The sequence below is a fragment of the Bacillus thuringiensis genome (assembly GCF_001595725.1).
Classification (GTDB): domain Bacteria; phylum Bacillota; class Bacilli; order Bacillales; family Bacillaceae_G; genus Bacillus_A; species Bacillus_A thuringiensis_K.
In genome coordinates this window covers 495,332-517,648 of record NZ_CP014283.1, presented here as the reverse complement: position 1 = coordinate 517,648, position 22,317 = coordinate 495,332, and the positions used below count along the sequence as shown (strand labels likewise).

Below are 22,317 nucleotides of genomic sequence, written 5' to 3'. Positions count from 1 at the left end.
AGAGAGGCTGAATATCTTGACACAACAATCATTGAAACGTTCAATTACTTGGGTACAAGGGACTGCATTAACCATAGGAGCTGTGTTGGGTTGTGGAATTCTTATATTACCCTCAATTACTGCAAATAGCGCTGGACCAGCTTCGCTTTTATCTTGGGTTATCATGTCTATATTAGCTTTTCCCATTGTCGCAACTCTGGCGCGTCTTGCTAAGATGATTCCTAGCGCAGGAGGAATTACAGCTTATGTTCAAATGGCATTTAATGCAAATACGAGTGCCATCCTAGGGTGGATTATGTTAGGATCTATTCCTATAGGAGTACCTATTATCGCTTTAACAGGTGCCCAATATATTGACTATGTTTTTCCAATAAGTAATGCAGGAGTTATAGGCATTGCGGCAGTAATTTTGATTACTTCTTTACTCTTACATATTAAAGGAATTGAGTTATCATCAAAAGTGAGTGTGTTTGTCATTTGTGTAATTTCACTTCTAATAATTGTGGCTGTTGTCGTTTCTATCCCCTATGTAAAATTAAGTTCTTTTACACCTTTTGTACCAAACGGATGGTCTTCTGTTGGAGCTTCTTCTGTAATTATCTTTTTCTCATTTGTAGGATGGGAGATGATAACCCCATTAGCTGAAGAGTTTAAAAGACCTGCTAAAGATATTTCCATTAGTCTATTTTTAGGGGCAATTTGCATCTCAATTATGTACATTGCAATATCTTTTGTAACAATAGGGACTCACTCATATGGTGATAAGAACCAGATAGCTTCCCTTAGTATTCTAATATCAAAAGGATTGGGACCAATAGGTACATATATAACCACTATTTTAGCAATTTTCATTTCTTTTAGTGCTGTACATGCTAACATTGCAGGTTTTTCAAGAATGATTTATGCCCAAGCTAGAGAAGGACATTTCCCTTCCTTCTTTGCTAAATTACATTCTAAATTCCAAACTCCAACTAGAGTTTTACTAGCTTTAGGCGGAATTTTTAGTTGTATTTTAATTTTTTATGGTATAGCACGACCAAATTTAGAGATGCTTCTAAAAGGCCCTAGTGTAATTTTTATTACCTCGTATATTTTTACAATGCTAGCCGCTCTTAAGTTATTAAAAGTTCAAGATATAGGTTGGTGGATGGCCTTCCTATCTTTGGTTATATGTATTTTTGTATATTCATTTAGTGGTTGGGCGATTTTCTATCCAGTAATCTTATCATTCATAGGTGGGATCTATATACTTATGAATAAAAAGTCCAGCACTGTAATCGATCATCAATTAGATACACCTAATGAAAAATAGTTTCATAATCTCTATAAACTAATTCTACAAATTATATAATGTTATTAACACTATCAAGATTGGAATAGATATAAATTCTACTAACTTATAATTAGCTCAAATTAACTTTATGAAATATGAATAATTATGTGTATTTAAGAAAAAACCAGGATAACTTTTTAAAATCATCCTGGTTTTTTCTGTATAAAATGAATTTCGTTATTTTTATTTATTTCCTCAATTATATTTTTCTTCACAACAAATAACCAAACAGATACATCATTTAATTATGTAAAAAATATATAATTAAATACCCATATAAACTACATAAAATTTAAACCAGCATATCAGCGAAAGTGGATCCAACGTTGTTTTTACGCTTCATATGCTTTTCTAAATATATTTTAGTCGTTTGAATATTTTCATGGCCAAGTGTTTGCATTAAATGATATAAATCTGCATTACCTTGTTCTACTGCCATAATTGCAAAAGCATGACGGAATGTATGCGCCGTTACTGGATTTTCACGATACAGTAGAAACTCTAAGTTTGTCTTTTTTATCATATCTGTTACTTGATTCGATAATGTTTTAGAGTTATAAGTATTTCCTCTTTGATTTATAAATACCGGACTCTCATCCCCTTTATCCAATACCGTTTGGCACCCTCTTCTCAGCCTCATTTCACAAATACATTGATATAAATGTTCCGAAATAAAAAGTTCACGCACTTTATCCCCTTTTCCAGTGATTTTTAACCAGTACTTTCCGTCATAATGTAAATCTTTCACTCTCGCGGTGCACAATTCTTGAATTCTTGCACCAGTACTTGCTAGAGCCAGTAAAATTGTATAGTTTACTAAATGTCCTCTTTCTTTATAAAATCCTAAAATTTTCATAACCTCATCATAGGATAGGTCCCGATTTGGCCGATCCTGCTCATTCACATTTGCGCGCTGTAGTTCTTCATGAAGAGGCTTTTCAATATAAGAAAATACATGTAGATGTTTTAGAAAAGAACGAATGAGCACTGTTTTCTTTGCAAGTGTCGCGACTGCATACGTTTCACCATTCCTACCGTTCTCTACCCGTTTCAACCAAGAATTGTATTTACGTATATGCCAAGGTTGCAATGTTTTCAATAAAGAGTCCTTTTGCTGTACCTCTTCCCCATTCAATTCAAATTCTTCTGCATGCTGCACCATGCACTGACAAAATGATAAGATTTCTGAGATATAACTCTTTTTCGTATCCTCTTTTCTATTCTTCTTCTCATCCATATCTTTTTGTAAATGTACGAAATGATAAATGACTTCTATGTCACTTAAATACGTATATTTACCCTTTCCTTCTTTTTCTGCAACCTCCATCTTATCTTCCACCATATCTATATAACTGTTGTTATATAGATATGGAACGATATCTTTTATATTCTCTACATATGTATCCATATACTCACTTTGATTGTTTATAATTAATAAATTTTCTTTTACATTTTTTTTATTCATATTTCGAATTCACCACTCCTATAGAAGATTATGAATACAATTCTCTTTATTACCTATAATTATTATTTTATTTTACTTCTATTAATTATACAAATGATAATTCATTTTCTTTCTGTAAGAACGTTATATTCTTCTCTATCTACTTATAATTATATTTTTTTATAATTTATTATTAAATAGATATCTTTTAACAATTAAATAATTAAAATTCATAGTGATTTTATAATAAAAACAACTATAACAATTCATTAACATATAGATTGAATGAAAAATATTTCTAAACCATAACAATGAATACTATATTTAATAAAATCTATTTCTTATTTTAAATATAAATCAGATTCTGATATGATATATACATACCTAAAATATTAACAAACGATAGTTATGGAGGTGTCCTTTTATGACACAAGATTTATTGTTCATTACAAAACCTACTGTAACGACCAAAGAGGCAGCTGACTTATTAGGAGTAACGGTACAAACAATTTTAAAAAAAGAAAAAGATGGATTAATAGAATGTGTATATAAAGATAACTGGAAGCAATTCGGTAGTAAGATTTTCTATTTAGAGGATATTGAACGTTTACAAAATCAAAATAAGGTTAAAGGCCTTAGCACAAAAGAAGTAGCTGAAATTCTTAATGTTGCACCATCTACTATCTTTACATACATCAAATCTGGAAAATTACCCGCCACAATGATAGAAAAAAGAGGAAAACAAGTATATCTTATCGATGAGGAAGAACTAGAGATTTTTATGCTTGATTATGAAAAAACCAAAACAAAAGAGCGAAAAACATTCATTACGAAAATTCAAAATGAAGATATATACTTATATCAATTATTAACACATCAACATAACGGAAAAACAGCTAGGGTAATAGAGATCAATGGAGCAGACGGTAAGATTCTTACAGAAGACGAGGATATTTTCCCTATATCCACTTATAAACAACATGATTACACCTTTGAACCATTCATTAAAAAAGCGGTAATTACAAAACGAGGGTATTTATCTTTTTCCTTTAAAAAACCTCAATTATTTAATTCCATTACTTATAATCTAATAAACTTATTTTATAAGGAGCTAGGTATCACAAATATGAGATTGAGTATTTCAGCAGATACTATCAAATTAGAAATTAAACCTTTCGTATTACAAGTAGATCCATTGCAGTTTCAAGAAGAGATTAAGTACTTACATTCTCATATGAAATCTGGCACGATTCTTCCACATGTAGAAGGTATTTACTTTAAAAGTAATGTAGAGCCATTAACTTTTCATGCAGATCATGAATTTAAGCAAAAAGTAGTTCAAATGGCAGCGGAAGCTGGTATGAGACAGGAAGAATTCTTATTGCAAGCTGTAAAATCTTATATAACAAATTTAAAAAAACACTAAATCTACTACTTATTAAAAGAAGCGTAGAAATAAGATCTTTCTACGCTTTTAAAATATTAGTCACTCGCAATGAATACAACAAAGGGAAAATATCATAAAATTAAAATGTACATTTCCTATTTTTGCGAATTAAAGGGATCCATACCCACATCCATCAAGCTAAAGTTTTGAAGTACCCTCTAAATGAAATTTTTCTTTCTCTACATAACGTGACCTAATTGATACTACGAAATACAAAAACATCCTGCATGTTTGAACCATGCAGGATGTTTTCTAGTCTTTGTTTTTCATAATGTAAGTAACCAGACGAAGGATCTCTAGATATAACCATACTAATGTCATCATAAGTCCTACTGCGCTGTACCATTCCATATACTTTGGTGCTCCACTATGAGTACCATGTTCAATTGAATCAAAATCTAGTAATAAATCTAATGCAGCAACAACAATTACAATTGCACTTATGATAATACTAATTGTCCCACCTTGATGAATATATGGAACAGTCACCCCTAAGATGCTCAATAAGAAAACAATAAAATACATAATAAAAATTCCAAGTGTTGCAACCGTTACAACCGCACGAAACTTTTTAGTTACTTTTACTATTCGAGTTGCGTATAACACTAACATGGAAAATAAAATCGAAATTGTTAGTAATACGGCAGTTAAAGCGATAGAATCACCAAAGCGCATTGTATAATATGCTGAAATACTTCCTAATAAAACCCCTTGTAATATTGCGTAAATCGGTGCGCAAATTGGGGATATGCGCGGAACGAATATAACCACAAAAGCGACAATTAGAGTAACTATTATAATTCCAATTAACACGGGTATTTTCATTGTCTCTTGTGTCATCTGTACGTAGGAATAGACAGATGCTGCAAGAAGTAAGATAAGCAAAATGAATGTTTTTCCTATCGTTCCACCTATTGTCATCGTAGAAGCGCTTGTCTTCTTTTCATGGAATTTGTCTTTTTTTAACATTGGATTAGATGTTTTCATGCTTTCCTCCCAAAATATCTTTTACTTATAAAGTGATTTTTTATATCTCTAATTTCTTATTGATAATGCGACCTGTAATCGCTACGAGTACAATTATTAACAAGCAAGTAAAACATAGACCCAAAATAGTGAAATCTTCAATAGGGTAAAATGATGTATCAAAAAAATCATTCTTATCCATGAACCCAGAACTTTTAATAGTAACTGCATACTTCTCTAATTTACTTAACACATTCATTACTATTGTTTGTATTGTTGAAAAGATAGCAACGAAAATGATGAATAAAATTATTTTACTCATCCATGACTTCACTGGAAACAGCCTTATAATGGCTATGATAAAATAACAAGAAATAAGGATACTCATGAAATCGATTCCCCATAAAAGAAAAGCAAATATGTGTTGGAAGATTCCGTAACTATACAACTTGTGATATTCTTGTCGAAATTCTCCGGTTACTTCCCCACCATAAAGACTCGGATTATAACCAATTACTTTTCCATCATAAAGACTTTGTGAAAAATAATATGAAAAAATTAAGCCTATACCTAATAAAATAATAAACATTAATGTAAAAAATAATAAATTCGTATATATATATTTTTGGGTTGGGATGGCTGTATAACGAATCATAGAATTTTTTAATATTTTATTGAAAGAAGGCAGCGCTATTAGAAGAAGTAAAAATGCAGCTATACCAATTATTATTAGGTATATGAGTAATACTAAATCCTTTATAAACGGAGGTAGTACCCTTGAGAGTCCTATCGTACTAAATAAAAGAAGTAAAGAAATAATAATAAAACCAGAATAAAAGACTGCTATTTTTTTTCTATTGCACTTATATAAATAGAGAAAAAGTGGGTTCATTGCTCAAACACCTCCCTAAACAATTCATGTACTGCTTTCCCGTGATGAAAACGAATTTCCTCTACGTTTTCATGTAATATAATAGTTCCGTCTTTTAAAAAGATTACTTCATCAAATATATTTTCGGTTTCTTCTATTAAATGAGTTGAAATGAGAATGGTACAATCTTCTCGGTAAAATTTAAGAATTAAATCTAGTACATGTTTTCTAGAAACAAGATCAATTCCACCCAATGGCTCATCTAATATATATAACTTTGCTTTCCTGGAGAAAGTTAAGATAAGTTGTAATTTTTCCACTCCACCTTTTGATAAAGCAACTATATGCTCTTCTAATGGCATTTTAAACTCAGCTATTAAGTCCATTGCCTGATGAAAATCAAAGTCACTATAAAAATCCCGATAGAAAACTACAGCATCTTTTATCGTCATCCACTCGTCAAAAACAGGACTATCAGGCATAAATGAAACAGTTTTCTTTGTTTCTATTCCTACCTTCTGACCTTCAATTGTGATAGTTCCTTTAGAAGGATAACGCAAACCAGCAATCATTTTTAATAATGTCGTTTTTCCGCTACCATTATCACCAACAAGACCAATAATTTTCCCTTCAGAAATTGTTGCACTTAAATCTTGAAGCACTGTTTTTAAGTTATATCTTTTCCACAGATTTTCAATTTTTAATAACTCTGTCATTCGTTTTCCTTCCTTTTCTTTTCTAATGAAGAATGGAGGATTGGAAGAATTTCTTCTTTCGTAAATCCTAAATTGTCCATTCCATTTATAAAATTATCAAGCAACTCTGTTGCCATTTCTTTGCGTAGTTCAGTAATCTTTTCTCCTTCACTCGTTACAAATCTCCCTGTTCCTCTTCGTGTCACAGCAATACCTTCTCGTTCTAGCTCTTGAAATGTGCGTTGAATCGTATTGGGATTCACTTGTAATTCACTGGCTAGTTCACGTACAGCTGGGATTTTATCACCCGGTGCTAAACGACCTGTTACAATTTCCTTTTTTATGTATTCCATTACCTGAATATAAATCGGGATATTAGGAGAAAAATCAATTTCCATTTCTTCCCTCCTCAGTATTAGTGTACTAGATGAATAATACACTAATACTGATTGTGTGTAAATGGTAATTTTTCCAAACTATATATAATAAATAAAGGATGATATCTGAAAGAAATACGGCCAAAAACCAGTTCTTAAACTCATTACTAAAAACAAAATCCCATAACAAACATTAAATGTCGTTTATGGAAATTTGTTAACGTACGGTAAAACCCAGGTTTTTAACTTAGAAATTCCTTAGCATACGAAGTTCGCGTTTAGTTGGCGCGACCTCATTATTAACTCGTCTATTAATTTAAATGTAGCTCTGTTAATCTCGAAATACACTTTCAACTTACCAACTATGAATTTTATTTTCATCTGCCTCACTCTCTTTTTTGATTTGATAAATCATTTTAGTTAATCGGACACGTAAATATAATTCTTAAGCTGTTCGACTGTTTTTTATGTAAAAGTAGCAATTGTTCATAACAAACAAAATAACAGTGTTTTGAATGTATCCTTTTTGGATATTTATTCGAAATATGAAGAAATGTTATAAACACAGTGATTGAAAGAAAGTAAACTTTTGGGTAAAAGTTTACTTTCTTTTTATTGTATTATTATTGGCTAAGTAGTTTAGAGTTTCTTGTCCTATGTTCAAAAAGTTTAGACTTTCATGTCCCGTTATTGAGACATGAAAATGGATACTTTTTAGACACGAAAGTAGATACTTCTTGAATATCTTTCGTTACTAATATAAATTCCAAATGAATTTTCACTTCACATTTAATAAGGTTTTGCTGAAATGCAAAAAAAGAGAGCAAAACTCTCTTTTCATTTAATCAATATTATTTTTAAAAATTTAAATAATAAAAAATAGCCAGTTAAAAGAGCGTGTTGTTATATATTTAGCTAAACACACTCTTACCAATATTTAAACCCTATATTAATTTCTTATTCCATTCATTTAACTTATTCATCCTTTTTTTTATTCGGTTATAAGCTTCAAATTCATAACCTTTTTCATTTAATCTTTTTATAATCTGTGTGCTGCTACCATCCTGCACTTGCATTCATACCAGATCCCATAAAATTAATAAATAATGGCCATAATAACGGCCATAACGTAAGAAGTATATTTAGAATTATAAGTATACTATATACCCCAGGGAAATTATGATTTTTACTACTTACCAATACTAAAATCGATAATAATATTATGGGTATTAAATATAAAAATATCATTATAAACCAATACCATGTCATTAAAGTAAGACTCAATGGTCCTAATATCTCGTGTACAACTCCGAATGATATTCCTAATGCTCCAAAACTAAAGGTTGTAATTATTGTTTTTAGAAGCACTTTAGCCAATTTTGAATCGTACGTTTTTCTACTATATAGACCTATCACAATATACAACGATAGATATGCCATTAATACACCTATCCAAATCAATAGCCAGTCTGCATCTAACATAAAGATGTCAAACAGCGCCCAACACACCCCTACTATTGAAAAAACAAGGGAAATAATTATATATTTTAAAACTGGTTTCATGTTCATTTCACGTCCTTTAAAAACTTAAGAATACATTATTAGCTTGTATTCTTCTTTTTCTATCGCTTTACTATAGTCTGTTGTATATTCAATAACAGTAATCCCTTTACTTCTAAGTAGATTTTTTTCCACGGTTTCGCATCAGTTGACAGTTTGAAAATTAATATTAATTTATTTTAATTAAATATATATTAACATTATATTAAGTATAAGTAAATAAAATTAATTTAAATTTAATATACTCCACTCATTTAATGGAGATTATTTATATGAACAATATTAATGTTGTTCAAAAAATTATGGCATTTCGAAAAGGTGCAGAATTAACTAGTAAACATTTAGCTGAAATAGCTGATACAACGCTTTCCATGTTAAGTAAGATTGATCAATGGATCACGAATCCACCCTTACAAACACTAAAGTTAATTTCTGTAGCATTAAATATTCTTTTATTAAATTTTTTCTTGGAAAATACCAATACAGAAGAATTAGTTGTAAGAGCTAACCAAAGATAAAAATAACTTTCCCTGAAAGCGGTAATGTTTCGTATGAGTTATTATCTCCTAATTTAGATGGATCACTGGAATTGACTTTAATCAATCAGCTACCTCAAACCGCTTCATCTATGGAGCCTGTGGCACATAAAGGTGAAGAAATAGCATTTATTATAAAAGGGCACGTAAAACTATATCTAAATGATGAGGTTTTACTTGAGATCCAGGTGATAGCGGTAAAATACATCACCATTTGCTAGTATTCTTCCATTACTTCTTTTTGAATTATACTCCCTCCTGTTCTCCATACAATATACCTACCTAGATTCAATTTATGTTTTAAATTGTTATTTTTTATCCACCTCAATCAAGCTAGCAAAACTAAATATCATTTTACTTTTTTATTATATAGACTATACTAATTTCTCTTCCCACTTATAGGTTTCGTTTAAGCTAAAAAATATAGCCTCAAGAACGGGATCCTGAGACTCTATTTTTATTTTAGAAAGGACAGCATAACTTTCTCTGTTTCTTCTTTACTTAAATCACCTGCAATAATAAAGACTTGAAAAGCGCTATTCTTTCCTTTTGCAGGAACAATCATTTGCATTACTTTATAGGTTTCCTCTGTATCAAGACTTTCAACTAAGGTTATTTTTGTACCTTCTAATTCATAATTTGTTACCTTTTCATTATAATCCGCTTTTTTATTCGAGAATTCTATTCCCTCAGCAGTAACTGCAGATTGGTGCACAATATATACATTATCTTTACTTTCATTTTGATATTCATAAATAAAATCGGGATTCATTTTTCCAGTAGTCATCGGTGTATTAACACCTTCTCCAGTTAATTTAAACCCTTTTACCACATAACTTGGGGTGTTAATTGGAAAATCAACATATTTCTGTGCTTCCTTTTTAGTTAATCTAAAATGCGAATGAATTTTCTCTCTAAATGGTCCAATTTCTTCACTGTTTTTCTCATATTTTTTTTCCTCTTCTGGGTCTAACTTTTCAGGACTTCCTACTTGCCTTACTTTTTTATCTAAAATATGTGCTTCTGTTTCCAATGTAATGAATCGATCAAATTCTTCTTTCGTAAACAGATTCCTCGCCACTCCAATCTCTGTAAGTAAAGTATTATAGTCTCCTTCGGAAACAAAAAATTCTGCTTCTGCTTGTTCTTTTGTACCAATCATTTTTTCTACAATTCGCTGTATAGGAGCATCCGTTCGTGTTTTTAATTCTTTCATATTATTTTTCACTTCTAATTGTTGTTTCTCAGGGTTAGTCGGCTGATCAGCACGGGCGTTTAATAAGGATACAGATGATACTGCAATCACTGCCACAGCCCCTATCGCAGACCAACGATATGATTTTTTTTGGAATTTTTTAATCATTAGAATTCTCCTTTTTAACGCTCTCTTGTTTTTACTAAAATTTGCTATACTTGGTATTTGATAATAACTTGAGTAGTGTTCCAATAGACTAATAATAGTATGTCCATACGCAATTTGTTCCTCTGAATCTATACATGTAAGAGCTAATGCATCGCATGCTAGTTCTTGATCTTCCCGCATACATGAGTAGGCATACCATAGAATTGGATTAAACCAATTTAAAATGAGTAAGCCATGCATAAGCCAGTTCACACCAACATCTCTTCGCTTGATGTGAGCTAATTCATGATAAAAAATATATCGTAACTGTTGTTCATCTAATATTTCCATATGTACAGTTGACAATAACAACTTGGGACGAATAAATCCGAACACTGTTGGACTGGAAACCTTTCCAGATACAAATAGAGGGATATTCCGTTGAATAGACATAGAGTGCTTACACTTTTCAAAAATCTGGATAATCTTTTCATCTGTAATAACAGGTTGTTTTTTTATGTAAAGTAATAAACGCCTGTTCATTATAAAAGTAGCAAAGCATAGAAGGATAACTCCAGTAAGCCAAATGTATATAAAGATTGTATAGAATGGAACCGTCTTTTCATCCTGCTTTTCATTATTGTATGTTTGTGTCTTATTTGTCTGAGTTGTTTGTGTTGAACTTGAGGTATAAGTATCTTCTTTTGTGAGCTCCTTTGTATTATCTATATTCTTCAATTCTTGCATACGTTCTTTTGTAAGAATACTAGCTACAGGGTTTTGGCTAGAAATAAATACATCATCATTCTTGTAAGTAAGAACAGAATAGATACTATAGGAACTATCTGGCGACCAAGGTAATACAAGTCTTATAATTAATATGATCCATAGCATATATTGCCAACGTGGAGTTAACTTATTTCTAAACAAGACCTTGATACACAAAATTAGGCCCACTAATATACTAGCCATAATGGAAGTCTCAATCATCCAATCAAAAAAAGCAGGTAGATAGATATTTATAAATTTTTCTATCACTATAATCTATCCTTCCTCTGATTTTCCTCAGTTTTCTCATCCAGAATACGTTTAAGTTCGTTAATATCTTCTGAAGACAGCTTTTCTTCTTTTAAGAAATTTACAAGTAAAGGTTTAAATGCTGCACCATAGAAACGTTTAAGTAAAGATTTCGTTTCCACTTGTAAATAACTATCTTGGGATACCAAAGGATAATAAGCATACATACGTCCTTTATATTGATGATAAGCAACTGCTTCTTTTTGGACTAATCGATTAATCAGCGTTCGAATTGTTTTTGGTTTCCAATCCATTTTCACCTCTAACGCTTCAATCACCTCATTTGCCGTTTGTGGAGAAGTACTTTCATAACTTCTAACTCAGCTTCTGAAATTTTAGGTAATTCATTCATTGTTTAAAATTACACCCCTCGTATTACATTTGTAATCCACAACTGAATATTACACTTGTAATCTCTTGTTGTCAAGCTTGTTCGGTGTTTGTGGAATCCTTTCCTATCCCCATCAACATAAGAATGGAAAAAATTAAAAGAAGTTTAGACTCTCATGTCCTGCTAATGAGATAAGAAAGTAAATCCTTCATGAATATTTTTGTTACTACTATAGAACTGGATTTTAACTTCACATCTATTTAGTATTTGCTATTTTTACAAAGTTTCCACTTTGGTGTCTTTGTTTAAAAAAGTACCCATTTTCTTGTCTCGATATATGGACAGGAAAGTGGGTACTAAATGAAATGTATCAGTAGATAATTTAGCATTGTACACTATAAAATAAGTTCCTACTTTCATTTCGAGAACTTAGTTGGGACAAGAAACTCTAAACTGAAATTTTTTAGATCTATATAATATCCATTTAACCTAATGTTAAACAAAATAAGTAAATTCGAAAGAATATAATTTATTTAAAGAAAACTCCCCAAAAATATGAATTTTTAGGGATTAGATGCATTATACGCATAAACGATTTACCGCTAATTTCATTTTATGGTTTATATTAGTAATTAAATGAATTTCTTCTGCTTTTAGTTCAGTTGATTTCACGTTAGGTGAACACCCTACTTCCACAAACAATTCTATTGCAACCGTATCTTTACAAGCCCGTTTACCGAAGTGTAGGATTACTTTTTCTCAATTTATTTGATTTAGTACATTTACTAAAATATCTACCAAGAGCATGTATAAATCACTCGTTATTATAAAGGAGTATTTTTTATAGTTAACTTTTGAGTATTAAACAATGCTATTCTAGACTGATAACCTTTGAATCTTACATATTTGTCAAAGAAATAATCATCGTGGCTCCTAATTTAATGCTCCATCATCTCGTGGGCAATATCATGTCCATCCATATCCAATGGGTAGTAGGTAGGCCAGTGTATGACTTCATCCAATAAAGCTTCACGATTGTCACCCCAATACAAGTGGTAGTGATCAGCTTTATTCGGATAAATACCATGATCACTAAATTGAATATACTGAGGAACTCCTTCTGTTTTTTCTGCTAGTTTAAATATGTATCTTACACCTCTATTCCCTGCATCATATGTCAAAATTTTGTATCCATCATAGATATACTTACCAGAATATTCTTCTTTGTTTTTGTAGAATGTTACAGTATCTCCTTGAATCACGATACGGTTCACATCTGTTTGATATCCTTCATTATAATACTCCTTATATTCTTTGGCTGACATTTTACCTTTATGTTTCGCTTTGTATGCAAATACCTCATCAAGCGTTCCATCTTGTAAATATGGATATACCGATTGCCAGTCTCCTTTCCAATCGGAGAGTGGTCGATCCTTCACTTGGTTGTCTTCAAAATATCCTTCATAAATTCTTTCTGTTGCTTTGTCATGAGCATGACTATGATTATGACTGTGATCGTGTTCATTTTCATGTGTATGACTTTCAGTTGTTTGCTCTTGCTTTTCAGAAAGCTTCTCTGCAACTGATGCGGATTGTGTTGCTTCTTTTAAAGAATTCACGTTTTCTTCCATTAAAGTGAAGTAATCTTTATTATTCTTCGCATCGTCTTCAGAAATAGTAGCAAGGTGATTTAAGCGTAAAATTTTTGTACCAGTTTCTTTCTGAATAACTGATGCTACTTTTGGAGTAGAAAACGTTTCGAATAAAATGTATTTTAGACCGTATTCTTTAACTGTTTTTGTAATTTCAGCAAGCTTTTTTTGAGATGGTTCATCAGAAGCTGAAATCCCAGCAATAGGAATTTGTTTTAAACCATAGCGTTGTTCCCAGTAGCCATAGGCTGCATGGGAAACTAAAATTTCTTTCGTTTTTGCATTTGCTACAGCAGCTTTAAATCGATCGTCTAAATCTGTAAATTTAGTTTGAAGTGCTGCAAAATTCTTTTCGAATTCTTGTTTATGATCAGGCTGTTCTTCTACAAGAGCATTTTTGATTTTTTCAGCTTGTTTCATCGCTAGTATAGGATCTAACCACACGTGTGGGTCTTTATCGTGATGATGTTCATCTTCTTTATGTCCATCTCCATGATCATGATGTTCATCTTCGGTTGCGGCACGCAGTTCGATTCCTTTTGATGCATTTACAATTTTAACATTTTCTTTTTGTAAGGTTTTTTCCATTTTTTCAGCAAACGGTTCTAATTCTGCACCGTTATAAATGAATAAATCAGCTTTTGCAACTTTCACTGTTTGTTTTTGGCTTGGTTCAAATGTATGAGAATCTGCACCAGGAGGGTAAATTGCTTCAACATTTACATAGTCTCCACCAATTTTTTTTGCGAAATCAGCAAGTGGGAAAATAGTTGTATAAACTGTTAGCTTTTCATCTTTTTTTGCAGTCTCTTCTTTTTTATTTGAGCAACCAGCAAAAATTAAAGTGAAAATAAGTAGGAATGAAAACATAGTTGATTTTTTTAGCATAAAATTCTCCTCTTTTCTTTTTTACAAGTTTATTTCCTCCAATTCTATGAAGAAAATATCGTCTTAATATAAAACGTAATGATTACGCTTTAGTTTGCGAACCTAGTATAATACATCTTTATGAAATTCGCAATAAATAATAATCATTACGATTTATGGTAGAATTTCTTTGCCTATTCACCGAAAAAGGGGAATAAGACAGAAAATCCTAATTAATAAACAATCATGTAACAAAAAGGTAGAAGAATTATATTGTGACAAATTATTTTTGAGACAGTATTTAGTTACATCTAAGTTCCATACGATTTCACTTTAGGATTATTTTTCATCTATTTTAATTGTTATTTTGCACTATAAGGGGTACCGCCCCATCGCCATCAAGCTAAGGTTTTAAAGTATCCCCTAAATGAAAATTTTCTTTCTCTACAGTTAGTTATTTTGAGAAGTCAGCTCATTTTTACAGGGAGATGCCAATTTTCTCATTTTGGGGTATTTGCTTTTCTTAGGTTGATGGCGATGTGGCGAGATCCCTGTTACAAGTTAGTACAAAATTTCGTTCTGAGGGTACTATAAAATTTTAGCTTGATGGGTATGTATGGTGACCCCTATTAGTGTGTAATTTACATTGATTTTTTTATAAAAAACAAACTTAAATATGCCAGATTACAAAAAACCATCGTTTTCGATCTTTATTTCGATCTTTATATTGAATTTCTTTGGACATTCTTAGCGAAGTGCTACCCTTTTATTAATTTTTGTATTAACTCTTCTTTATCTTTTTGAGATTTGATAAAACATACTTTATCTTTATACGGTTCCAACTTTATAAGTAATTGTTCTCGCTCGTATGTTCGATAATCTTTTTCCCATTCAAACATATTTTTTAGTGCTTTTAAAGATGGTTTATATTTAGACTTCTCAAGCCCTAACTTTTGTTTAAGAAATCGCTTGATGATTTGGTAACGATTTTTCAGTTGAGAAACGTCTAGTACAATAATTACATCTGCTTCTTCAAAGCTATTATCAGACCATTTAAACTGTACACCTTCAATAACCCAATTATTTTGATTAACAATTTCTGTTAACAAGGCTAGCTTCTCATCCATAGGACGACGTGTATCTCCTTTTTGATCACGAATCCAATGGATATCATCTAGTTCATATCGAGGAATATTCAATTCCTTAGCTATTTTTTTAGAATATGTTGTTTTGCCACTCCCTGTAGATCCTGTAATGTGTATTTTCATAATTTAACTTCCTTTACATTAAAAATTCTTTTTAGGTTTAGTACCTAATAAACTGGGGTACAGACCCATCACAATCAGGCTAAGAAAAACAAATACCCCAAAACGAGAAAATATGTTAAATTCCCATAGATAACTATCTTATATTTAAGGGGGGGATTCAAATTGGTTAAAAACTTACCTTTACTAATAGTGATTTTAATACTAGGTGTAAGTTCTTCTACATTAAGTACGAACGGATACTTTTCTCCAGTTATAGAATGGTCTTTAATGATTATAAGTATTATTTTAAACATTACTGCAGTGATAGGTTTATCACTACACGTCCTTGTATATCAACCTATGAAAAGATTTGATAAAAATTTAAAAGAGACCTTCAAATAAAATAATTATATTTGAGGTAACACCACATCACCATCGAGCAAAAAAATGTATCCATAAAAAGAAAAAATACGCTATTCTTTCTGTAGAATCATAGGAAAGGATGGCGTTTTTTATGTCTGTTTCTGTGTCTGACGAATTGCAACTATTTGCTCAAGAGATTCAAAGTTCCCTATCTCCAAACACCTTACGGTCTGTTGCGCGAAGTGTTGGTTTTGTAAAGCGGATTAGTAAATATCAAGCACAAGATTTAGTCGCTTTATGTGTATGGATGAGTCAAAATGTCGCGACAACTTCTTTAGCTCAGCTATCTAGTTGTTTAGAGGCATCAACAGAAATACTTATCAGTCCTGAGGGACTGAATCAACGATTTAATCCAGCAGCTGTACAACTTTTACAACATATATTAGCTGAGCTCTTAAACAAAAAATTAACTTCATCTATGTCAATTGCTTCTCCATGTACTTCAATTTTTAAGCGTATTCGTATTCTAGATTCTACGGCTTTTCAACTTCCAAATATATTTTCTTCCGTTTATCCTGGTGCGGGAGGTTGCAGCCATACTGCAGGAATGAAAATTCAACTTGAGTATGATCTTTTAAGTGGGCATTTTCTACATATTCATACAGGACCAGGGAAACAACATGATCGAACTTACGGTTCCCTTTGCGTACCCACTGTAAAAGAAGATGATTTGTGTATTCGGGATTTAGGCTATTTTCATCTGAAGGATCTTCAATATATACAGGATAAAAAGGCTTACTATATTTCTCGCATTAAATCTAATACACGTATTTATCAAAAAAATCCCAATCCTACTTATTATCAAAATGGAAAACTAAAGAAGGGAACAGAATATAAACAGGTAGATATGGAGGTAGTAATGAATTCTCTTCAACCAGGACAAACATATGAAATATATGATGCTTATGTAGGAATGGTCGATAAAGTACCAGCTCGTGTCATTGTTCATCGACTTACAGAAGAACAGCAACAAAAAAGATTGCGGGATCAAGCTATACGAGAAAAAAAGAAAGGAATGAAGTATTCTCCCCGTAGCAAACGACTCAGTGGTATCAATGTATATATGACAAACACGCCTATAGAGATTGTCCCGATGGGACAAGTGCATGATTGGTATTCTTTACGTTGGCAAATCGAGATTTTATTTAAAACTTGGAAATCATTCTTTCATATTCACCATTGTAAAAAAATAAAACGAGAACGATTAGAATGCCATTTGTATGGGCAACTGATTGCCATTCTACTCTGTTCTTCTACTATGTTTCAAATGCGGCAATTACTTCTTATGAAAAAGAAACGAGAACTGAGCGAATATAAGGCCATATATATGATTAAAGATTACTTTCTTCTTCTTTTCCAAGCTATACAGAAAGACACCCAAGAGCTATCAAAGATTCTAATTCGCCTGTTCAACCTCCTACAGCAAAACGGGAGAAAATCTCATCGATATGAGAAGAAAACAGTCTTTGATATATTAGATTTCCCTATATATTAAGGTGAAGTGACCCCCGAAAGTTAGACAGGTCGTTTCATTAGGCAGCCTCTAGGGTATGAGCCCGGTATTGTACTGGGCTCATACCCTTTAATTTTGCCTTAATTCTTTTATGATTATAGTATTCTATATACTTTGCTAACTCTTGTTTGAAATGTGTTATACTTTCAAATTCTTTTCGATACAGAAATTCCGATTTCATGATACCGAAGAAATTTTCAATAACGGCATTGTCATAACAGTTTCCTTTGCGAGACATACTTTGAGTTATGCCACAATTCTTAAGAGAATGACGGTATTGTTTCATTTGATAGTGCCAACCTTGATCAGAGTGAATGAGGAGTTTATCCGGATCGGTTACACAATAAAGGGCTTGGTCCAACATCGTTGAAACAAGGGAATAGGTCGGTCTTGAACCAATTGTATACGTGATAATTTCACCATTAAATAAATCCAACATTGGTGATAGGTATAACTTCTCCCCAAATAACTTAAACTCCGTAATATCTGTAACCCACTTTTCATTTGGTTTTTCAGCTTGGAAGTTGCGATTTAAAATATTTGGTGCAATTTTCCCAACTGTCCCTTTGTAAGAGCGATATTTTTTCATACGAACCAGACATTTTAACCCTAATTCTTTCATAAGACGATACACTTTTTTATGATTTACTTTGTGTCCACGATTCATAAGTTCATCACGAATACGACGATAACCATAACACCCATCGTGTTCATTATAAATAGCTTGAATCAGTTCTTTTACCTCCGCATTTGGATCAGGACGATTAAAATGTTTCATCCAGTAATAGTACGTACTACGTGGAATGTTTGCGAGTTGAAGTAACTCCTTGATAGGAAATTCATGCCTTAACTCGTAGATTACTTGCGCTTTGTCTTGTTTGGTGATTTTTCTTTGTTTTGAACTAAGGCATTCAACTTTTTTAAATATGAATTTTCCATACGTAAACGCTCATTTTCCGCTTGTAAGGCTTCGATTGATCCTTCATCTACTGGTTTTATTTTTTTATCTTTCATGGTTGGACGCCCCTTTTTCTTTGATTGTAGGGCATCCAATCCTCCTGTTTCATAAGCTATTTTCCATTTCCGAAGTGTTTCATAAGACGGTATATTGAAAAGTGCCGCTGTTTCTCTGATAGATGTCCCGTGTTCATTCATATAATAAAGTACATCTAGTTTATACTGGGCTGGGTAGAATGTATAGCACTTTTCAAAGGCCTTTTCACCTGAAGACTCATATCGTCTAATCCACTCACGAAGTACGCTAGGGTTAACTCCTATAGATTTAGCAATTGTTTTTCCACTTTCTGTACCATCTAAATATCGTTTCACCGCTTGGATTTTTTCTTTTGAAGAAAATTTAGCCATAAAAAATGCACCTCCAATTGTTAGACTGTGTCTAACAATTGGGGTGCACTTCAAGGGCATCGGCTTTTGTTCATATTCTTTTACTTAATCAATTTCTGACATGAAACTTATAATAATAAATTTTTTAAAAAATAATAAAATTACTTATACTAACTAGAAAAGGGTTCATACTGTACATTTTAAAATATTAATTAAGCACTAATATTTTGGTTATGCGCTGTTTCACCTTTATGGGAAACATAACTGTGTGCTATCATTCCTAGCATTATTACAAACATGCCACACCAAGATAAAATAGAGGGGAATGAAGAATGTAATAAAATTAGTTCTCCGATAACAGCAAAAAGCACCTCCATGGATTGTGTTGCTTCAACAGTTGCAAGTTTCTGCATATCTCCTTTAACCATATCAGTAGCTTTAAAAAATAAGATAGTGGCAATTACACCAGAACAAATAGCAACTAAAATTGATTGCATAGTTTGTTCTTTACTAGGCACTCCTACTGTAAAAAGACCGTACAAGGATAGTAAAAACCAAAATGGTAAGCTAGCTAATGTCATTCCAAGGACACGTTGATAAGCATCTAGCCGATCTCCACAAACTTCCATCATCTTACGATTCCCGAGCGGGTAAGCAAAAGAAGCCACAATAACAGGGATAATACCTAATAAAATATCTTTGATAGCGAGTGATTTTGCTTGCTCCATTTGCATAAGGAAAATACCAAGAAGAATAATCAATGACATACCCATACCCTTCATTGGGATTTCCCCTCTTTTCTTAAGAATTCCATCTGGTGTTTGAACGGTTTGAATAAAAAAAGGAGCCAGCAAAGATCCTGATATAATAGTAATTTGCCATGTCCCAGCAATTATCCATCCTGGTGCATGTGCAGCGGCAAAGCATAATGGAGCGTAAAATAGACCAAATCCTACAAAGCTCCATAAAAACCATGTTCTTAAATCCTCTCTCATAACTTGTAATAATACTTTTAATTTTTTCCTACTCATAACAATAAGTAACAGGAATGGAAGCATGAAAATAAACCTTAGTGAGGCACTCCATATCCAGTTACCACCTGATAGTTCCATTGCTCGATTCAGTATAAATGTGAAAGCAAAAAAGAAAGCCGCACATATACCTAAAAAAATAGGGCGCAAATTTCTCACCTCAATCTATCTCATAAGTCATTAATTTCTCAAGACTTAACCAGTTTTGTTCTACAAGATGTGCTGTTGTCTCTTTATCTTTATTTTTGCACGCCTCTATAATTTGCTGATGTTGTTCTACTGACTTTAGACCATTTATAGAAGTGAACTGAGAAATCTCGAGACGTTGAATCTTAGATATACTTCGTTCTAACGCACGAATGATTTCAGGATTTCCTGCCACATCTAAAAAAACATTGTGGAATAACTCGTCAGCTTCAATTGCTTTTATAATATCTTTTTTCTCAATAGATAATAGTAAAGCCTTATTACTGAACTCTAATTCTTGAATATCCGATTCTTTTAATAACGGTACTGCTAAACGAGCAGCTAACGAGTGTAAAACTGCTACCACAGTAAATGCGTGTTTCGCCTCCTCAATATTTAATGGTGCCACACGAGTAACTGAACCAGGAATAGATTCAACAAGTCCTTCATCCTCAAGACGCTTCAACGCCTCTCTAACTGGAGTACGGCTAATTCCAAATTCTTCTGCTAACTCTTTGTCATTTAAGCGTTGCTCCGGTTGCAGCTCTAATGTAACGATTGCTTTTTTCAAAGTTAGATATACTTCATCTCTAAATGACATACGCTTAATGGGTTTAATAATATCTTTTTTCATAAAACCAATATATCGGATATTGGTTTTATGGTCAACTATAATTTTTTAATAAAATATACTCAATTAACAAGTTCTAAAAACGACCGTTTATGGAACTCTATTTAGTTTTAACAAAACTGAAAGAAATACGGTCAAAAACCAGTTCTAAAACTCATTACTAAAAACAAAGTTCCATAACAAACATTAAATGTCGTTTATGGAACTTTGTTAACGTACGGAAAAAAACAGTTTTTAACTTAGAAATTCCTTAGCGTACGAAATTCGCGTTTAGTTGGCGAGACTCCATGCCCATCAACCTAAGATTAAGTAAAAGTCCGTTCAACTGGATTTTTTCTGTTTTCTAAAGAGTTGATATCAGCTATCTAAAAAATCTGCATACCAAATAAACCCTAACGAGTTTCATTTTTTTAATTAAGCTACATGATTGTGAGTAACAAAACAATTGTACATGACACCCAATATATCAAAGACTGTTTTCTTCTCATATCGATGAGATTTTCTTCCGTTTTTCTGTAAAAAATTAAACAAACGAAGCAAGATTTTTGATAGTTCTTGAGTATCTTTTTGTAGAGCTTGATAAAGAAGTAGTAGAAAGTATTCTTACAGAATGACATATACATATACCTATTTATAATTTACACAATGAAAATGTCAATATAGTTATACGCAACTATAATTTGTTGATTCTCTCTATTTTCGTTCGTTGTGTTCGTTTGTTTTGTAAAACAGGGCAAATCTATCAATTCTATTAAATCCATCAATTCAACTATTACATATTATTATTCGATTCATATACTATAGTAGATTGCTAGAAAGGAGGCGTGAGCATGGACAGTTGTGTTTTGTTCGTTAATGGACAACCTTTTTTAGTGGTCTCAGTTGCTGGAATCGAAATTGCTAGATTAGAGCTTTCTCTTCAATTAGCATTGACTTTAATAGCGTTAGGGATTCCAATTTGCGCGTAAACCTTAGGTATTTATTAAAAAGAGGGCTTTTGTCCTCTTTTTTTTATTTTCTCCTTATCTTTCCTTAACAACAAACAAGACGCCACCCAGATCACGGCAGCGCCTACGACAATTACTATTGGTTTAATCATTTAATCAGGTCTTTATTCAATATTTCAATGATGTCTTTAGATTCAGGAACTTGTATCAACACACCTACACTAGCAATAGCATTTCCTAATTCTTCAAATGCTTTCGTACATCCTTCAGTAGTTTACCTTAATCGTTCAATCCTTTCTTCTGCTTCTGCTTCATCAGTATCTACATAAACTTCAATATCCAATGTATTTCTTGGTTTCTTCACTTCTTCCATCCTTCATCATCCTCCCTTTTTAGTTGTCTAATTTGTACAAAATAAAAGAGCACCTAAACTTGTTAGGTACTCCGATATATAAAGTGGTGCCACCACGTACTTCAATATATAATCGCCCTTATTA

Annotated in this window: 16 protein-coding genes and 5 pseudogenes; 6 read left to right on the top strand and 15 right to left on the bottom strand. The window is 32.1% G+C overall.

Going from position 1 to position 22,317, the window contains the following annotated elements:
* Positions 1 to 16 precede the first annotated feature (16 nt).
* Entirely contained in the window at positions 17 to 1,312 is a 1,296-nt protein-coding gene (locus AXW78_RS28440) for an APC family permease (protein ID WP_000193987.1), read from the top strand.
* A gap of 313 nt (positions 1,313 to 1,625) precedes the next feature.
* Here AXW78_RS28440 and AXW78_RS28435 read toward each other — a convergent pair whose 3' ends face one another.
* Positions 1,626 to 2,798, bottom strand: coding sequence for a tyrosine-type recombinase/integrase (locus tag AXW78_RS28435; protein WP_001035904.1), 1,173 nt, complete (start codon positions 2,796 to 2,798; stop codon positions 1,626 to 1,628).
* Between the two features lie 403 nt (positions 2,799 to 3,201).
* Here AXW78_RS28435 and AXW78_RS28430 point away from each other — a divergent pair, with 403 nt between their 5' ends.
* Entirely contained in the window at positions 3,202 to 4,203 is a 1,002-nt protein-coding gene (locus AXW78_RS28430) for a helix-turn-helix domain-containing protein (RefSeq protein WP_061884985.1), read from the top strand.
* A gap of 273 nt (positions 4,204 to 4,476) precedes the next feature.
* Here the strand turns inward: AXW78_RS28430 and AXW78_RS28425 are convergent, their stop codons facing one another.
* From AXW78_RS28425 to AXW78_RS28405, 5 genes are all read right to left on the bottom strand, one after another.
* Positions 4,477 to 5,211, bottom strand: coding sequence for a Bax inhibitor-1/YccA family protein (locus AXW78_RS28425; RefSeq protein ID WP_000858315.1), 735 nt, complete (start codon positions 5,209 to 5,211; stop codon positions 4,477 to 4,479).
* A 40-nt stretch (positions 5,212 to 5,251) separates the two neighbouring features.
* A complete protein-coding gene (locus tag AXW78_RS28420; protein WP_001068583.1) occupies positions 5,252 to 6,082 on the bottom strand; it encodes a hypothetical protein in 831 nt (276 codons plus the stop codon).
* On the bottom strand, positions 6,079 to 6,777 hold the full coding sequence (locus tag AXW78_RS28415) for an ABC transporter ATP-binding protein (RefSeq protein WP_000137760.1): 699 nt from the start codon (positions 6,775 to 6,777) through the stop codon (positions 6,079 to 6,081). Before AXW78_RS28415 ends, AXW78_RS28420 begins: the two co-directional genes overlap by 4 nt.
* Positions 6,774 to 7,154, bottom strand: a complete 381-nt coding sequence (locus AXW78_RS28410; RefSeq protein ID WP_000401820.1) for a GntR family transcriptional regulator — start codon at positions 7,152 to 7,154, stop codon at positions 6,774 to 6,776. Before AXW78_RS28410 ends, AXW78_RS28415 begins: the two co-directional genes overlap by 4 nt.
* Before the next feature lie 1,035 nt (positions 7,155 to 8,189).
* Positions 8,190 to 8,696, bottom strand: a complete 507-nt coding sequence (locus AXW78_RS28405; protein ID WP_000805762.1) for a DUF3902 family protein — start codon at positions 8,694 to 8,696, stop codon at positions 8,190 to 8,192.
* Between the two features lie 269 nt (positions 8,697 to 8,965).
* Between AXW78_RS28405 and AXW78_RS35590 the strand changes: the two are divergent.
* Positions 8,966 to 9,434: pseudogene (locus AXW78_RS35590) on the top strand (MerR family transcriptional regulator); the annotation flags it as partial.
* A gap of 252 nt (positions 9,435 to 9,686) precedes the next feature.
* On the opposite strand, the gene AXW78_RS28395 reads toward AXW78_RS35590, so the two are convergent.
* The 5 genes and pseudogenes from AXW78_RS28395 to AXW78_RS28380 form a co-directional block, all read right to left on the bottom strand.
* Complete coding sequence (locus AXW78_RS28395; protein WP_000570336.1) at positions 9,687 to 11,609, bottom strand: M56 family metallopeptidase; 1,923 nt, start codon at positions 11,607 to 11,609, stop codon at positions 9,687 to 9,689.
* Positions 11,609 to 12,000: pseudogene (locus AXW78_RS28390) on the bottom strand (BlaI/MecI/CopY family transcriptional regulator). The gene AXW78_RS28395 and the pseudogene AXW78_RS28390 overlap by 1 nt, the downstream one beginning before the upstream one ends.
* Positions 12,001 to 12,917: 917 nt before the next feature.
* Positions 12,918 to 13,547 (bottom strand): annotated as a pseudogene (locus tag AXW78_RS35070) (ZinT family metal-binding protein); the annotation flags it as partial.
* Positions 13,548 to 13,574: 27 nt separating this feature from the next.
* Positions 13,575 to 14,519, bottom strand: a pseudogene (locus AXW78_RS35065) (metal ABC transporter substrate-binding protein); the annotation flags it as partial.
* A 737-nt stretch (positions 14,520 to 15,256) separates the two neighbouring features.
* Positions 15,257 to 15,766, bottom strand: coding sequence for a P-loop NTPase family protein (locus AXW78_RS28380; protein ID WP_000690728.1), 510 nt, complete (start codon positions 15,764 to 15,766; stop codon positions 15,257 to 15,259).
* Between the two features lie 162 nt (positions 15,767 to 15,928).
* Between AXW78_RS28380 and AXW78_RS28375 the strand changes: the two genes are divergently transcribed.
* Positions 15,929 to 16,147, top strand: a complete 219-nt coding sequence (locus AXW78_RS28375) for a hypothetical protein (RefSeq protein ID WP_000240391.1) — start codon at positions 15,929 to 15,931, stop codon at positions 16,145 to 16,147.
* Positions 16,148 to 16,259: 112 nt separating this feature from the next.
* On the top strand, positions 16,260 to 17,663 hold the full coding sequence (locus AXW78_RS28370) for an IS4 family transposase (RefSeq protein WP_061884984.1): 1,404 nt from the start codon (positions 16,260 to 16,262) through the stop codon (positions 17,661 to 17,663).
* A 37-nt stretch (positions 17,664 to 17,700) separates the two neighbouring features.
* Here the strand turns inward: AXW78_RS28370 and AXW78_RS33440 are convergent.
* The 4 genes and pseudogenes from AXW78_RS33440 to AXW78_RS33435 form a co-directional block, all read right to left on the bottom strand.
* Positions 17,701 to 19,046, bottom strand: a protein-coding gene (locus tag AXW78_RS33440; protein WP_085960089.1) for an IS3-like element ISBth10 family transposase whose coding sequence is annotated in 2 segments (ribosomal slippage) — positions 17,701 to 18,605 and positions 18,605 to 19,046 — 1,347 coding nt in all. Because the reading frame shifts where the segments join, the coding sequence is not laid out codon by codon here.
* A 191-nt stretch (positions 19,047 to 19,237) separates the two neighbouring features.
* Positions 19,238 to 20,206 (bottom strand): DMT family transporter, encoded by a 969-nt coding sequence (locus AXW78_RS28355; RefSeq protein WP_061884983.1) that lies wholly within the window; start codon positions 20,204 to 20,206, stop codon positions 19,238 to 19,240.
* A gap of 10 nt (positions 20,207 to 20,216) precedes the next feature.
* Entirely contained in the window at positions 20,217 to 20,876 is a 660-nt protein-coding gene (locus tag AXW78_RS28350) for a GntR family transcriptional regulator (protein ID WP_061884982.1), read from the bottom strand.
* Positions 20,877 to 21,287: 411 nt separating this feature from the next.
* Positions 21,288 to 21,470: pseudogene (locus tag AXW78_RS33435) on the bottom strand (IS4 family transposase); the annotation flags it as partial.
* 233 nt (positions 21,471 to 21,703) lie between these two features.
* Between AXW78_RS33435 and AXW78_RS33430 the strand changes: the two are divergent.
* Positions 21,704 to 21,841 (top strand): DUF3956 domain-containing protein, encoded by a 138-nt coding sequence (locus tag AXW78_RS33430; protein WP_081114064.1) that lies wholly within the window; start codon positions 21,704 to 21,706, stop codon positions 21,839 to 21,841.
* The last annotated feature ends 476 nt before the right edge of the window (positions 21,842 to 22,317 follow it).

Bases quoted from the DNA above. Each gene is read 5' to 3' on its own strand.
- AXW78_RS28370 (WP_061884984.1), top strand. From the start codon at position 16,260: ATGTCTGTTTCTGTGTCTGACGAATTGCAACTATTTGCTCAAGAGATT.
- AXW78_RS28425 (WP_000858315.1), bottom strand. From the start codon at position 5,211: ATGAAAACATCTAATCCAATGTTAAAAAAAGACAAATTCCATGAAAAG.
- AXW78_RS28405 (WP_000805762.1), bottom strand. From the start codon at position 8,696: ATGAAACCAGTTTTAAAATATATAATTATTTCCCTTGTTTTTTCAATA.
- AXW78_RS28435 (WP_001035904.1), bottom strand. From the start codon at position 2,798: ATGAATAAAAAAAATGTAAAAGAAAATTTATTAATTATAAACAATCAA.
- AXW78_RS28420 (WP_001068583.1), bottom strand. From the start codon at position 6,082: ATGAACCCACTTTTTCTCTATTTATATAAGTGCAATAGAAAAAAAATA.
- AXW78_RS33430 (WP_081114064.1), top strand. From the start codon at position 21,704: ATGGACAGTTGTGTTTTGTTCGTTAATGGACAACCTTTTTTAGTGGTC.
- AXW78_RS28410 (WP_000401820.1), bottom strand. From the start codon at position 7,154: ATGGAAATTGATTTTTCTCCTAATATCCCGATTTATATTCAGGTAATG.
- AXW78_RS28350 (WP_061884982.1), bottom strand. From the start codon at position 20,876: ATGAAAAAAGATATTATTAAACCCATTAAGCGTATGTCATTTAGAGAT.
- AXW78_RS28380 (WP_000690728.1), bottom strand. From the start codon at position 15,766: ATGAAAATACACATTACAGGATCTACAGGGAGTGGCAAAACAACATAT.
- AXW78_RS28415 (WP_000137760.1), bottom strand. From the start codon at position 6,777: ATGACAGAGTTATTAAAAATTGAAAATCTGTGGAAAAGATATAACTTA.
- AXW78_RS28430 (WP_061884985.1), top strand. From the start codon at position 3,202: ATGACACAAGATTTATTGTTCATTACAAAACCTACTGTAACGACCAAA.